The 11,826-nt window shown below is 59.9% G+C and carries 10 protein-coding genes; 4 read left to right on the forward strand and 6 right to left on the reverse strand.

Annotated elements, in window-relative coordinates; translation table 11 throughout:
• Nucleotides 1-3: 3 nt before the first annotated feature.
• From AC1DWM_RS08655 to AC1DWM_RS08665, 3 genes are read right to left on the reverse strand one after another with little or no spacing between them, the layout of a single operon-like run.
• The gene (locus AC1DWM_RS08655) at nt 4-1,275 is read right to left on the reverse strand and encodes a dihydrolipoamide acetyltransferase family protein (protein ID WP_477795021.1); all 1,272 of its coding nucleotides are present in this window, start codon (nt 1,273-1,275) and stop codon (nt 4-6) included.
• A complete protein-coding gene (locus AC1DWM_RS08660) occupies nt 1,276-2,334 on the reverse strand; it encodes an alpha-ketoacid dehydrogenase subunit beta (RefSeq protein ID WP_007948485.1) in 1,059 nt (352 codons plus the stop codon).
• Between the two features lies 1 nt (nt 2,335).
• Nucleotides 2,336-3,571, reverse strand: a complete 1,236-nt coding sequence (locus AC1DWM_RS08665) for a 3-methyl-2-oxobutanoate dehydrogenase (2-methylpropanoyl-transferring) subunit alpha (protein ID WP_223516960.1) — start codon at nt 3,569-3,571, stop codon at nt 2,336-2,338.
• Nucleotides 3,572-3,756: 185 nt separating this feature from the next.
• Between AC1DWM_RS08665 and bkdR the strand changes: the two genes are divergently transcribed.
• Nucleotides 3,757-4,245, forward strand: coding sequence for a Bkd operon transcriptional regulator BkdR (bkdR, locus tag AC1DWM_RS08670; RefSeq protein WP_223516958.1), 489 nt, complete (start codon nt 3,757-3,759; stop codon nt 4,243-4,245).
• Between the two features lie 242 nt (nt 4,246-4,487).
• Here the strand turns inward: bkdR and AC1DWM_RS08675 are convergent, their stop codons facing one another.
• Nucleotides 4,488-5,351: an MBL fold metallo-hydrolase gene (locus AC1DWM_RS08675; RefSeq protein WP_223516956.1), complete on the reverse strand. Its 864-nt coding sequence runs from the start codon at nt 5,349-5,351 to the stop codon at nt 4,488-4,490.
• Between the two features lie 162 nt (nt 5,352-5,513).
• Here AC1DWM_RS08675 and AC1DWM_RS08680 point away from each other — a divergent pair, with 162 nt between their 5' ends.
• The 3 genes from AC1DWM_RS08680 (at nt 5,514) to nahK (ending at nt 10,205) form a co-directional block, all read left to right on the forward strand.
• Complete coding sequence (locus tag AC1DWM_RS08680; protein WP_223516955.1) at nt 5,514-6,320, forward strand: sulfite exporter TauE/SafE family protein; 807 nt, start codon at nt 5,514-5,516, stop codon at nt 6,318-6,320.
• 158 nt (nt 6,321-6,478) lie between these two features.
• A complete protein-coding gene (gene nosP, locus AC1DWM_RS08685; RefSeq protein WP_477795022.1) occupies nt 6,479-7,642 on the forward strand; it encodes a nitric oxide-sensing protein NosP in 1,164 nt (387 codons plus the stop codon).
• Nucleotides 7,572-10,205, forward strand: coding sequence for a hybrid sensor histidine kinase/response regulator NahK/ErcS' (gene nahK, locus AC1DWM_RS08690; protein ID WP_477795023.1), 2,634 nt, complete (start codon nt 7,572-7,574; stop codon nt 10,203-10,205). The genes nosP and nahK overlap by 71 nt, the downstream gene beginning before the upstream one ends.
• Nucleotides 10,206-10,346: 141 nt before the next feature.
• Here nahK and AC1DWM_RS08695 read toward each other — a convergent pair whose 3' ends face one another.
• Together AC1DWM_RS08695 and AC1DWM_RS08700 are read right to left on the reverse strand one after the other, a co-directional pair.
• On the reverse strand, nt 10,347-11,012 hold the full coding sequence (locus AC1DWM_RS08695; RefSeq protein ID WP_223516949.1) for a response regulator: 666 nt from the start codon (nt 11,010-11,012) through the stop codon (nt 10,347-10,349).
• A 56-nt stretch (nt 11,013-11,068) separates the two neighbouring features.
• On the reverse strand, nt 11,069-11,626 hold the full coding sequence (locus AC1DWM_RS08700) for a PQQ-dependent catabolism-associated CXXCW motif protein (protein WP_477795024.1): 558 nt from the start codon (nt 11,624-11,626) through the stop codon (nt 11,069-11,071).
• Between the last annotated feature and the right edge of the window lie 200 nt (nt 11,627-11,826).

The raw sequence follows: 11,826 nt of genomic DNA on the forward strand, positions 1-11,826 counted from the left end.
GCCTTACTCCACAAACAGGGTAGCGGGTTGTTCGAGCAAGCCGCGAACGGCCTGGATGAATTGCGCCGCGTCCATGCCATCGACCACGCGGTGATCGAAGGAGCTGGAGAGGTTCATCATCTTGCGAATCACGATCTGGCCTTTGACCACCATCGGGCGTTCGACGATTTTGTTGACGCCAACAATCGCCACTTCCGGCAGGTTCAGCACCGGGGTGCTGACGATGCCGCCCAAGGCGCCGAGGCTGGTCAGGGTAATGCTCGAACCGGACAATTCATCGCGGCTGGCCTTGCCATTGCGTGCGGCGGTGGCCAAACGGGAGATTTCGGCCGCGTTGTCCCACAGGCTGCGGGCTTCGGCATGACGGACGACCGGTACCATCAAACCGATGTCGGCCTGGGTGGCGATGCCCACATGCACCGCGCCGAGGCGGGTGATGACTTGGGCTTCGTCGTCGTAACGGGCGTTGATCTGCGGGAAGTCGCGCAGGGCGACCACCAGAGCGCGGACCAGGAACGGCAGCAAGGTCAGCTTGCCACGGGTTGCGCCGTGTTTTTCGTTCAGGTGTGCGCGCAGCTCTTCGACGGCGGTGACGTCGATTTCTTCGACGTAACTGAAGTGTGCGGCACGCTGGGTGGCGTCCTGCATGCGCTGGGCAATCTTGCGGCGCATGCCGATGACCGGGATTTGCTCTTCGTCATTACGCTGGGCGTAAGCGGAGGTCACGGTCGATGCATTCGACTGACCTTGCGCCAGATAGGCGTCGAGGTCTTCGTGCAACACACGGCCGGCAGGGCCGCTGCCACGTACCAGGCGCAATTGAATGCCGAGGTCCAGCGCGTGTTTGCGCACGGCCGGGGAGGCCAGCGGACGTTCGTCGGCCTCGCGAGCCACCATCGGGCCTTGGCAAACGGCGGCTCGCGGCGCTGCGGCAGCGACCGGTTTGCTTTCCACCACGGCTGCAACTTTAGGCGCTGCAACCGACGCTTCTTTAACTGGAGCAGGCTGCGCCGACTCTTTAACGTTGCCCGCGCCTTCCACTTCAATGCTGATCAGGATGCTGCCAACCGCCATGACTTCGCCGGGCACACCGCCCAGCGCGATCACCTTGCCGTGGACTGGCGAAGGGATGTCGACCATCGCCTTGTCGGTCATCACATCGGCCAGCACCTGATCTTCGACGACCATGTCGCCGACCTTGACGTGCCATACCGACAATTCAACTTCTGCAATGCCTTCACCAATGTCCGGCATTTTAATAACGTGCGTGCCCATTCAGACCTCCATTACCCGATGCAAAGCCGCGCCCACACGGGACGGACCAGGGAAATACGCCCACTCTTGCGCGTGCGGGTAGGGAGTGTCCCAACCGGTGACGCGTTCGATAGGCGCTTCCAGGTAGTGGAAGCAGTGCTCTTGCACCAGCGCGACCAGTTCGGCGCCGAAGCCACAGGTACGGGTCGCTTCGTGAACGATCACGCATCGGCCGGTTTTCTTCACCGATTTGACGATGGTGTCCAGGTCCAGCGGCCACAGGCTGCGCAGGTCGATGACTTCAGCGTCGATGCCGGTTTCTTCAGCCGCCACTTGCGACACATAAACGGTGGTGCCGTAAGTCAGGATAGTCACGTCCTTGCCCGGACGGGCAATGGCGGCGACGTCCAGCGGCACGGTGTAGTAACCGTCCGGAACCTGTGCGGCCGGGTGTTTCGACCAAGGGGTTACCGGGCGATCGTGATGGCCGTCGAACGGGCCGTTGTACAGGCGTTTTGGCTCAAGGAAGATCACCGGGTCATCGTTTTCGATGGAGGCGATCAGCAGACCTTTGGCGTCGTAGGGGTTGGACGGCATGACCGTGCGCAGACCGCAAACCTGAGTGAACATCGCCTCGATGCTCTGGCTGTGGGTCTGGCCGCCGTAGATGCCGCCGCCGCAAGGCATGCGCAGGGTCATCGGGGCGGTGAACTCGCCGGCCGAGCGATAACGCAGGCGGGCGGCTTCGGAAATGATCTGGTCCGACGCCGGGTAGACGTAGTCGGCGAACTGGATCTCGGCCACCGGGCGCAGACCGTAAGCGCCCATGCCCACGGCGACACCGACGATACCGCTTTCGGAAATCGGCGCGTCGAACACACGGGAGGTGCCGTACTTGGTCTGCAGGCCTTCGGTGCAACGGAACACGCCGCCGAAGTAGCCAACGTCCTGGCCGAAGACTACGACATTGTCGTCACGCTCAAGCATCACATCCATGGCCGAGCGCAGGGCCTGGATCATGGTCATGGTGGTCGTAGTCATGGCGGTTTCCAGCTCAATTTTGTTGTTGTGGTCGTTCATGTCAGATCCCCAACTCTTGACGCTGGCGCTTCAAGTGCTCCGGCATCTCTTTGTAGACGTCTTCGAACATGGTCGCGGCGCTTGGAATCTGGCCACCGGCGAGGGTGCCGTACTGTTCGGCTTCTTTCTGTGCGGCAATGACTTCGGCTTCCAGCTCGGCGCTGACGGCGGTGTGTTCCTCTTCGGACCAGTGACCGACCTTGATCAGGTGCTGCTTGAGGCGCGCAATTGGGTCGCCCAACGGGAAGTAGCTCCAGTCGTCGGCAGGACGGTACTTGGACGGATCATCGGAGGTGGAGTGTGGGCCGGCGCGGTAGGTGACCCACTCGATCATGGTCGGGCCGAGGTTGCGGCGTGCACGTTCGGCGGCCCAGGCAGAGGCGGCGTAGACCGCGACGAAATCGTTGCCATCAACCCGCAGGGAGGCAATGCCGCAGCCGACGCCACGACCGGCAAACGTGGTGGCTTCACCGCCGGCAATGGCCTGGAAGGTGGAGATTGCCCACTGGTTGTTGACCACGTTGAGGATCACCGGCGCCCGGTACACGTGAGCGAAGGTGAGGGCGGTGTGGAAGTCGGATTCGGCGGTGGCGCCGTCGCCGATCCAGGCCGAGGCGATTTTGGTGTCGCCCTTGATCGCCGAGGCCATGCCCCAGCCCACGCCCTGTACAAATTGGGTGGCGAGGTTGCCGGAAATGGTGAAGAAGCCGGCGTCTTTCACCGAGTACATGATCGGCAACTGGCGGCCCTTGAGCGGATCGCGCTCGTTGGACAGCAGTTGGCAGATCAGGCCCACCAGCGGCACATCGCGGGCCATCAAGATGCTTTGCTGACGATAGGTGGGGAAGCACATGTCGTCGATGTTCAAGGCCAGGGCCTGGCCGCTGCCGATGGCTTCTTCGCCGAGGCTCTGCATGTAGAACGACATTTTTTTCTGACGCTGGGCGACGACCATGCGGTTGTCGTAGATCCGGGTCTTGAGCATGGCGCGCATGCCTTTACGCAGGATCTCGACCGGTACGTCTTCAGCCCACGGACCGTGGGCATTGCCCTGGTCGTCGAGCACGCGAATCAGGCCTTTGGCCAGGTCGGCGGTGTCGGCGGGTTCAACGTCGATGGAAGGTTTGCGCACCGTGCCGGCGTCGGTCAGACGCAGGTAGGAGAAGTCGGTTTTGCAGCCGGGACGGCCCGAGGGTTCGGGAACGTGCAGTTGCAGCGGTTCGTACGCTTGTTTCATGGCTTCTACGCTCGATCTTGTGAATTTCTTGTAGTGAGCTGACCGTCATTCCTCTGTGGAAGAATTCTTGTCCTACAACAATCATAGGCCCGGCGAAGAAGAATATTTATCTCTGTTTCGTTGCACTGAAGATCATTTAAGGATAAAAAATCTGAATAAACATAAAAAACAGGTGGTTTTGTCTCATGCGCAAACTGGACCGTACCGATATCGGCATTTTGAACAGCCTTCAAGAGAATGCGCGCATCACCAACGCCGACCTCGCACGCTCGGTCAATCTGTCGCCGACACCGTGCTTCAACCGGGTCAAGGCGATGGAAGAATTGGGCCTGATTCGCGAGCAAGTGACGCTGTTGGATGCGGACCTGTTGGGGCTGCACGTGAATGTGTTCATTCACGTCAGTCTGGAGAAACAGGTGGAAGAGGCGTTGCAGCATTTCGAGGAAGCGATTTCGGATCGCCCGGAAGTGATGGAATGCTATTTGATGGCCGGCGACCCGGACTATTTGATTCGGGTATTGGTGCCGACCATCCAGTCGCTGGAGCGCTTCATGATGGATTTCCTCACCAAAGTCCCTGGCGTGGCGAACATTCGTTCGAGCTTCGCCCTCAAGCAAGTGCGCTACAAAACCGCGCTGCCGTTGCCGGCGAATGGCCTGACCCTGTCCAACTAACCCCAATCCCGGCCATTGGGTTTTGTCTGGAAAATCGCAGACGCAGCCTCGCGTTGCTCGACAGCTGCTACGCGGAGGGTAGGGGGAGTCAGAGTTTGTTGGTGGGATTTGTAGCAGCTGTCGAGCCCCGCGAGGCAGCGTCCGGCGGCGCAGCCGTCGCAAACCCGGCAATCGAGTTTTGTCAGGCAAACCGCAGACGCAGCCTCGCGTTGCTCGACAGCTGCTACGCAGAGGGCGGGGCGTCATAGTTGGTTGATGGGGATTTTCAGGTAGGTCACGCCGTTACTCTCGGCTGGGGGCAAATTTCCGGCCCGCACATTCACCTGAATTGCTGGTAGCAACAGGTTTGGCATGCCCAACCCGGCATCGCGTCGAGTGCGCATTTCGACAAACGCCGCCTCATCAATACCGTCATGCACGTGAATGTTGCTTTTGCGCTGTTCGCCGACTGTGGTCATGCACAGGGATTTGCGACCTTCGGGCGGGTAATCGTGGCAGACGTACAGACTCACACTGGCCGGGAAGGCCAGCAGTTTACGAATCGAAGCATATAACTGGTTGGCGTTGCCGCCGGGAAAGTCGCAGCGTGCGGTGCCCACATCCGGCATGAACAAGGTGTCGCCGACCAGAATCACATCATCGTCAATCAGGTAAGCCATGTCCGCCGGGGTGTGGCCGGGCACATGCAGGGCGGTGGCCTTGAGATTACCGATCATGAACGACTCGCCCGGCGCGAACAGATGATCGAACTGCGAACCATCAATGCGAAATTCCGGCTCCAGGTTGAACAGGCTTTTGAACACGCCTTGAACCTTGCTGATCGACTCACCGATCGCTATTTTGCCGCCCAGTTCGCGGCGCAGATAAGGCGCGGCAGACAGGTGATCGGCATGGGCGTGGGTTTCCAGCAACCATTGCACCTGCAATTGATGTTCGCGGATGAACGCGATGATTTTGTCTGCCTGGACGGTGTGTGTCCTGCCGGCTGCCGGATCGTAGTCGAGCACCGGGTCGACGATGGCGCATTGGCCGCCATCGGCTTCGTAGATCACGTAACTGTAGGTCGACGAGGCGGGGTCGAGGAAAGCTTCAATCAAGACAGGCATGGTGAAAAATTCTATGTGAACAAGTACCGAGGGTAGATTCATTTTCCCTGCATTGACCAGCCCCGAATCAATTCAATTGATGAAAAAATTTGCGCGGGCTCTATCCTGTCTGTCATCGATACCGGGCGTTCCCGGCCTTTTTCCGCAGATCACGAGTGGTTTATGTTGCTGGCAAGTTTTTTTGGGATGGTCATGGGCCTGGTCCTCGGGTTGACCGGGGCCGGTGGCGGCATTCTTGCGGTGCCGGCCCTGGTACTGGGGTTGGGTTTGACCATGACCCAAGCGGCGCCCGTCGCCTTGTTTGCGGTAGGCAGTGCGGCGGCGGTCGGGGCGATTGACGGGTTGCGGCATGGCCTGGTGCGGTACCGCGCGGCGTTGCTGATCGCGCTGCTCGGCGCGGTGTTTTCCCCGGTCGGCATCTACTTCGCCCATCAGTTGCCGGAAAAAATCCTGATGATTCTGTTTAGCCTGCTGATGGTCATGGTCGCTTGGCGGATGCTGCGCCGTGAGCGTCAGGAAGCGGGGCCGAGCGATCACGGTCACGCCAACTGGGGGCAGAAAAACTGCATGCTCGATCAACAGACCGGGCGTTTTTCCTGGACCGCCAAATGTACCGCGACCTTGGCTTCGCTCGGCGCGGTGACGGGCGTGGTGTCCGGGCTGCTCGGCGTGGGCGGTGGTTTTCTGATCGTCCCGGCGTTCAAGCAACTGACCGACGTGCAGATGCGCGGGATCGTCGCCACGTCCTTGATGGTGATCAGCCTGATTTCCGCCATCGGCGTGATCGGCGCGTTTCAGGCCGGCGTACGCATCGATAGCCTCGGCGTCAGCTTTATCGTCGCCAGCATTGTCGGCATGATCATTGGCCGCAAGCTGTGCGCGAAGGTCCCGGCGCGGGCGTTGCAAGTTGGTTTTGCCAGCGTCTGCCTTGTGATTGCCGCTTATATGCTGTTCAGGGCCGGCGTCTAAAAACAATACCCTGCATGTGGGCCCGGTCGGGTCCACAGCGACGGTCACCACCACTCTCATCCCATCGAAGCGTCTGACTGCTACCCAAGTAGCATTCGTTGCGCTCCACGGGTTTCGTAAACTCCCTGCTCAACCATACGCACCTGCGGGAGGCGACGATGCAGCAGGTCCAGGGTGAAGGTGTTGTCAGCGCAATGTCCCAGGCCACCGATGCCCGGCAAGTGGCGCAGGAACTGGCGCGTCAATTGTTGCACCCGCATCTGGGCTTCGTGCTGTTTTTCTGTTCTGCCGAGTATGACTTGCAGGCGCTGGGCGAGGCCTTGAAACACAGTTTCGGAGGTATTCGTCTGGCGGGTTGCACCAGTGCCGGGGAAATCACCCCGTTGGGCTACGGACGCAACTGCGTGACGGCGGTGGGTTTCGATCACCGACACTTCTCCATTGCGCTCGAGTTGATCGACGAAATGGAACACTTCAGCCTGATCGATGCGCAGCAGATGGTCGAGCGCCTGGTCAGCGGCTGTCGCAGCAACACCCTGGCACCGATCAAGGGCAACAGCTTTGCCCTGACCCTGCTCGATGGTTTGTCCAGCCGTGAAGAAATGGTCCTCGCCGCCTTGAGTGCCGCATTGGGCGACATTCCCCATTTCGGCGGTTCGGCCGGTGACGACAACTACCTGACCCACACCCATGTGTACTTCGACGGTGCATTTCACAGCGGCGCGGCGGTGGTGGTGCTGGTCAATACCTGGCTGGATTTCGAAGTGTTCACCACCCACCACATGCTGCCCCGAGCCGAAAAACTGGTGGTAACCGGGGCCGACAGCGCCTCGCGCCGTGTCTATGAACTCAACGCGGAACCCGCCGCCGCCGAATACGCCCGGCACATCGGCGTGCCAGTGAGTGAGCTGGATCACCGAATCTTCGCCGCGCACCCGTTGGCCGTGAGGATCAACGAGCAGTATTACGTGCGTGCGATTCAGCAGGTGCATGCGGACTTGAGCCTGAGTTTTTACTGCGCCGTGGAGAATGGCATCGTGCTCACCGCCATGACCCCTGGCCCCATGTTGCCTAACCTGAAAAGCTTGTTCGAGGGGCTGGAGGAACGCTTGGGTGACCTGTTGCTGACCATCGGTTGTGACTGTTTTCTCAGGCGACTGGAACTGGAAGACGACGGCCGTCTCGACGATATCGGGACGTTTTTGCGCGAACAACGGGTGATGGGTTTCAACACCTACGGAGAACAGTTCAATGGCATGCACATCAACCAGACCTTCACCGGCGTTGCCATTGCCCGCGGCCGTGCCCCAGGACATCGCTGAGCTGCAGGCCGAACTGGTCAGCCTGCGTCTCGACAACCATAAACTGCAGCGCATCAACGCTGCGCTGATCGAGCGTATCGAGTCCGGCATCACCCGGGGCAATGATCCGTACGCGGCGTTCCAGCATTCGGTGGTGCTGGCCGAGCAGGTCCGCGAGCGCACCGATGCCTTGAACCAGGCCATGGCCGAACTCAAGGCCGGTAACCATTTACTCAGCGAGGCACGCTTGCGTGCCGAAACGGCGCATCGACACCTGATCGATGCCATCGAGAGCATTTCCGATGCCTTTGTCTTGTTCGACGCCGAGCAGCGAATCGTCTTGTTCAACAGTCGCTTCAAGGCGTTCTGGCGCAATAGCCGGGTGCGGATCAACGCGGGCATGCGCCTGACCGAGGTCAAGCGCCTGATGATGAGCAATGGGCTCTTTACCGAAGAACCGCGCGGGCATGCCGACGAAAGCCTGCTTTACCGCTTGCAGAACGGGCGTTGGCTGCAAGTCAGCGAACGGCCGACTCAAGAAGGCGGACGGGTCATCCTGTTCACCGACATTACCGACGTCAAACTCAGTGAAACCGTACGCCGCGAACAGGCGGTGGCGCAGAAATCGCACCTGTTGCAGCGGGCGGTCGATAACCTGTCCCAAGGCGTGGCCATGGTCAACGCCGAGGGCATTCTGGAGTTGTGGAATCGGCGTTTCCTCGAATTGAGCGGGCTGGCGCCGGTCGCTGCCCATCGACCGTTTGCTGAGGTGATCGCCGATACCGAATTGAATCTGCTGACCCCGGCCAGTCGCGATGGCAATGGCAGGCCGGTACAGGAATGCGAACAACGCCTCTTTGATGGCCGGGTCCTGGAAATCCGTACGCATCCGTTGCCTACCGGCGGTTTCGTCAACACCTTCACTGACATCACCGAGCGTTACCAGCACGCCGAGACGCTGAGTGAAAGCGAGCGCTGGATTCGCCTGATCACCGACCACGTGCCGGCGCTGATCGCCTACCTCAATGCCGATCTGGTGTACGAGTTCACAAACAAGGTCTACGAAGAGTGGTATTGCTGGCCACGCGGCGTAATGCTCGGCCAAAGCCTGCGACAAGTGCACAGCGAACAGCATTACCAGCGCCTGGAGTCTTACGTCGCGAGGGCGCTGGCCGGCGAGAGCGTTACGTTCGAGTTCGCCGAGACCAACGTCAATAATCAGGAACGCTACATGCTGCGCTCCTATGTGCCCAATCGCCTGGCCTCCGGCGAGGTGGTGGGGATTTTCGTGTTGATCCGCGACATCACCGAGCGCCGTCGCACTGCCGAGGCGCTGCATCAGGCGTATCAGAATCTGGAGTTGCGGGTGCGCGAACGCACGGCGGAGCTGACCACCCTCAATGGCCAGTTGTTGCGTGAAATCGAAGAGCGTCGCCAGGTGGAATCACGTTTGCGCGAGGCCAAGCTCGAAGCCGAGCAAGCCAACTTGTCCAAGACCAAGTTTCTGGCGGCCGTCAGCCACGACTTGCTGCAACCGCTCAACGCCGCACGCTTGTTTACCAGTGCGTTGCTGGAGCGACGCGAACCGATCTCCAACGAGACTCTGGTGCGCAATGTCAGTAACTCCCTGGAAGATGTGGAGAACCTGCTGGGGACTCTGGTGGACATTTCCAAACTCGATGCCGGAGTCATCAAAGCCGATGTTGCGCCGTTCGCCCTCAGCGAGCTGCTGGAAAACCTTGCGGCTGAATACACCGAAGTGGCGCGTAGTGAGGGCCTTGAACTGCATTTCATTGCATGTTCGGCACTGGTGCGCAGTGACATCCAGTTACTGGCGCGGATCCTGCGCAACCTGTTGAGCAATGCGATTCGCTACACCTACAGCGGCCGCGTTGTACTCGGGTGCAGACGCATTCATCAGCGGTTGTTGATCCAGGTCTGGGACACCGGCATGGGCATCGCCGACAATCGCCTGGAAGAGATTTTCCAGGAGTTCAAACGCGGTGACGTGCAGCGTCCCGATCAAGATCGCGGCCTGGGGCTGGGCCTGGCCATAGTCGAGAAAATTGCCGGGATCCTCGGGCATCGCATTCATGTGCGCTCGTGGCCGGGCAAGGGCTCGATGTTCTCGGTCGAAGTACCGTTGAGCGCAACGGCACCGAAGCCGCTACCGACGTTGCAGATGAGCGAGCCGATGCTTGAGCGCCTGCGTGGGGCACGGGTGTGGGTGCTGGACAACGACGCGACCATTTGCGCCGGCATGCGCACCTTGCTCGAAGGGTGGGGCTGTCGGGTGGTGACGGCGCTGTCGGAAGAGGACCTGGCGCGACAAGTGGACAACTACCACGCCGAGGCGGACCTGTTGATCGCTGATTACCATCTGGACAACGATCAGAACGGTGTCGACGCCGTGGCCCGGATCAATGCGCGTCGTGCGTCACCCATCCCGGCCATGATGATCACCGCCAACTACAGCAACGAACTCAAACAGCAGATCCGCGAGCTGGGCCACACCCTGATGCACAAACCGGTACGGCCGATGAAACTCAAGACGGCGATGAGTCATTTGCTCGGCAGGCCTTGAGAGCCGCTGAGTCAGCACCACCGTCATCGCGAGCAGGCTCACTCCCACATTGGTTCTTGGATGTTCACAAATTCTGTGTTCACTGGAGATTAAATGTGGGAGTGAGCCTGCTCGCGATAGGGGCGATGCGGTTTCCCTGATTCAACGCCGCAAATACGACCCGAAATCAATATCCCCCGCACTCAAGATCGCCTGCACCCGGTTGTGCACGTTGAGTTTGCGCAGGATCGCCGAGACGTGGGCCTTGACGGTGGTTTCGGCAATTTCCAGGGTATAGGCGATCTGTTTGTTCGACTCGCCTTTGGTCATGCGTTCAAGCACCTGCAATTGCTTGCGGGTCAGGGCCTGGAGCAATTCGGGGGGGAAGCTCGGGGTGTCGTTCATCCGGCGGGGGGTGTTGGTTCGGGTGGCGCGGATGATGTCCGGCGGCAAGTACACGTTGCCGTTGAGAATTTGCTGGATGGCCTCGGTCATTTGCGTGCGCGGTGACGACTTGGTGATGAAACCCACCGCACCGTAGGTAATGGCTTGCAGGACGATTTGTTTGTCCTGCTCGGCAGAGACAATCACCACCGGAATGGTCGGGGCCTCGTTGCGCAGATTGATCAGGCCGTTGAGCCCGTGCATGCCGGGCATGTTCAGGTCGAGCAGGATCAGGTCCAGGTCGTCGTGTTCCTGCGTGAGTGCCAGGGCACTGTCGAGGTCGGCGGTTTCCATGACTTCGCTACCGGGGAAACCATCGCTGATGACGTTATGAATGGCTTCGCGAAACAGCGGGTGATCGTCGGCAATCAGAATTTTGTACACGGCCTTTCACCTCATTATTTTGATTAGGGTGTGGCAACAACACGCCAGCGTAAAGATCAGGGGAAAGGTTCCGGCCGGGCGGGCGTCACGGGCAGGTTGGCCGCTTGCCAGGCGTCGAGTCCATCGCGGTACCAATACAACGTTTTATAGCCCATGGCGGACGCCCTTTTTACCGCGTTCCAGCTCAACCAGCAGTCGGCGCGGCAATAAAAGACCAGCGGTCGTGCCGGATCCCCGGCGGTCAATGCCTTGAGGTTACGCGCAAAGTAACCCTGCCAGTCGGGCGTCAGGTCGCCGTCGCCAGTATTGGCCAGCCAGTGGCTGCCGGGCAGGTTTTCATGGAGCTGGTCTTCGATAAATTGCCCTTGCAGCCATTGGCGGCGGTAGACGTCGATCAGTACCGGTGTCGGGGTTTGACTGAGCAGGGTTTGCAGGGCGCGGGTGTCAAGGATGGTCGCGCCTTGCAGGCTGTCCGGCGTCGGGCTGCGGTACAGGCCGATGCGATAGCCGTCGGCGGAAAACAGCGGTGATTCGGCGTGCGCGCTCCCCAGCAACAGGCTCAGCGACAGCGCAGCGAGAGAAGGGCGCAACAGACAACGTCGGGCACGCGGCATGGGTTCGATCCTTATAGTTATGGACCTATTACATGCCAGGCGGGGAGCTTTGGGAATGCGACGATAGACAGGGAAACCAGTACTAAAGTAGTAATTTCCCCCCCCGTTGATGAAGATCCAATTGTAGGAGTGAGCCTGCTCGCGATAGCGGTGTATCAGACGACATTGATGTTGAATGACAGATAGCTATCGCGAGCAGG

This window comes from Pseudomonas sp. P4_C8 (assembly GCF_056401975.1).

Coding starts and splice junctions, on each gene's coding strand:
- AC1DWM_RS08655 (WP_477795021.1), bottom strand. CDS start 1,275: ATGGGCACGCACGTTATTAAAATGCCGGACATTGGTGAAGGCATTGCA.
- AC1DWM_RS08660 (WP_007948485.1), bottom strand. CDS start 2,334: ATGAACGACCACAACAACAAAATTGAGCTGGAAACCGCCATGACTACG.
- AC1DWM_RS08665 (WP_223516960.1), bottom strand. CDS start 3,571: ATGAAACAAGCGTACGAACCGCTGCAACTGCACGTTCCCGAACCCTCG.
- bkdR (WP_223516958.1), top strand. CDS start 3,757: ATGCGCAAACTGGACCGTACCGATATCGGCATTTTGAACAGCCTTCAA.
- AC1DWM_RS08675 (WP_223516956.1), bottom strand. CDS start 5,351: ATGCCTGTCTTGATTGAAGCTTTCCTCGACCCCGCCTCGTCGACCTAC.
- AC1DWM_RS08680 (WP_223516955.1), top strand. CDS start 5,514: ATGTTGCTGGCAAGTTTTTTTGGGATGGTCATGGGCCTGGTCCTCGGG.
- nosP (WP_477795022.1), top strand. CDS start 6,479: ATGCAGCAGGTCCAGGGTGAAGGTGTTGTCAGCGCAATGTCCCAGGCC.
- nahK (WP_477795023.1), top strand. CDS start 7,572: ATGGCATGCACATCAACCAGACCTTCACCGGCGTTGCCATTGCCCGCG.
- AC1DWM_RS08700 (WP_477795024.1), bottom strand. CDS start 11,626: ATGCCGCGTGCCCGACGTTGTCTGTTGCGCCCTTCTCTCGCTGCGCTG.